The following is a 1730-nucleotide window of genomic DNA, read 5'->3' on the forward strand; positions in this document are numbered from 1 at the left end:
CTCTATTCGTCGGCAGCGTCAGATGTGTATAAGAGACAGGCCCTAATCCCCCCTGTTGCTGAGTATAGTAACAATAATCTTTAGCGTCGCTATCTGAGATCCCTCCATTCAGATTATTATGGTCATGCCATCCTTGAAAATCATAGATGTAATTTTGGGTCCGATATATGTTACATATGTATTTACCAATCATTTGACAACTTGCCGGACCACAGTAAACGCTATTTTCTTGTCCATATAAGGGAACAGAAAGTGATTTACTTGTGATTAATCTTGTTGCTGCATCAGTACTTAGTTTACTCATATTTTCTTCAGTGACTGAGGCATTAATATTGACCCCTTTATTAGTTGCTGCTTGCTCTATAGAGTTTGTAAGTTGGTCACTTTTTTCCCATTCCTTTAAATTGTTGTCCTTTCCATTCTTTAAAAGATGGTCATACATCGACCAAACACCAGGCTCGGTTTCAGTTGCAGGTTTATCCTCTACCCCTTCAAGGGTGTATCCATCTACAAATATCCGATACTCATCTCCTGTTGTCTTGTCTTTTACGACAGTCATCGCACCAATCTTAGGATAGCTGTATACAACCATATTGGTTGATTTGATTTTCCCATCTGGATATTCACTTTTGGTGATTTCTATTGACCTTTCCATAGCTTCGGCTGCTTTAAAGGGTTCCGGATCGAATTCAATGTTGTTTACTGATGCCCCAAGCGTTTTATCGGCACAAACGTCTATTCTACCTATTAATATATTTTCTTTATATACTGAGAATTGATAAAATAATTTCTTACTATTTATGTCGTAAAACTCTAGTGGATTGGGATCAATAAATGCCCCTGTCCAGTTTTCAAAGCCTGGTGCATCGGCTGCTATGAAACTTATCATGTTCGCATTGGCATGCTTAAAAGCTTCCTCAGCAGTTACAAAATAATCTTTTTCTTCCTGTGCACTTACTGCCGGTATTAACACCATACCAACCAGCAGTGTTGCTAAAACAAGTATACTTACTCCAATTTTATTACGGTTCATACTTTAATCTCCTCCTGTGTATCTTATAACCAGGAGGCAGAATCAGGCAAGCTAAGCCTTAAATACAGACAAAGCTAACATAACTCATGCCTTTAGGGCGTGTTTTGTGGAGTTCGGGTGGTACCTGGAAAGCACTTCTGAACTCCATAAATTCCTCTTATCTAACTCCTTATAAGTTTTCCGGCCATTCCATCGAACTATCCGTTTTTCATACCTGTTTTGGGTTTGCAATTATTCTGAATCTGCGATAGTTTGATGATCTGGCCAATAAGTATATGTATAAGCATATATCCTTGGCATATATTCAAGAGTTGATATCCAAATGTAAAAATTCACATCTATACTCATATACGAGGATCTTTGTGGACTGCTTACAGTATTACCGCAAAAGTCTCTGTGTTTGTATTTCATGTGAGCCTGTAGAGTCAGTGAATCTTCTAAACTTTGACAAGCATCTCCAAAAATTAAATCCTCTCTTTTTAGACAAATTCTGATAAAATACCGCCCGTAACCTTACCTGTGGAATGGGCTTTTCCCAGCTCCGCCTCAAAAAAGCACCTCTCTTCAGTTTACCAAAACCATACTCGACAGTCTTCAGAGAGCCGGAGTGGAGTTAATGCTCCATATGTGCCCGAACTGCCATATCCAGTATGACCGCTACCAGCCTGTTATTGAAAAAGAGTACGGGGTAAAATAC

Annotated in this window: 1 protein-coding gene; it reads right to left on the minus strand. The window is 39.0% G+C overall.

The genetic code is table 11. From position 1 onward, the window contains the following. Window positions 1-1033: hypothetical protein (locus EO95_RS16095; RefSeq protein WP_048136427.1), on the minus strand; the 1033-nt coding region annotated here is incomplete at its 3' end. Between the last annotated feature and the right edge of the window lie 697 nt (window positions 1034-1730).

It is taken from the genome of Methanosarcina sp. 1.H.T.1A.1 (genome assembly GCF_000979295.1).
Classification (GTDB): domain Archaea; phylum Halobacteriota; class Methanosarcinia; order Methanosarcinales; family Methanosarcinaceae; genus Methanosarcina.